Annotated in this window: 1 pseudogene; it reads left to right on the top strand. The window is 44.2% G+C overall.

Annotated features, from left to right (window positions below):
• Nucleotides 1-274, top strand: a pseudogene (locus AB4486_RS27330) (EamA family transporter); the annotation flags it as partial.

Here is a 274-nt window from a genome sequence, read left to right as displayed (position 1 = left end):
AATGGTGAAAAAGCTCTCTTCACAAGACAGTCCTTCTACCATGGTGGTCTACCTTTTACTATTGATTACGCCATTTAACATCCTACTTGCTGCGCCAGATTGGCAGACTCCAAGCGGCGGTACGATTTGGGCTATCTTAATTGTCATCGGTGTTATGACGGCACTTGCTCAATGGGCAATTGTAAAAGCCTACTCAGTCGCTGATGCTTCATTCGTACAACCTTTTGACCACGCAAAATTACCGCTAAATGTCCTAGCAGGTTGGATTGTATTT

It is taken from the genome of Vibrio sp. 10N.222.55.C6 (assembly GCF_041473395.1).
Classification (GTDB): domain Bacteria; phylum Pseudomonadota; class Gammaproteobacteria; order Enterobacterales; family Vibrionaceae; genus Vibrio; species Vibrio crassostreae_C.
Note: the sequence above shows the minus strand (reverse complement) of the source record. Positions and strands in the feature narration are given on the sequence as shown.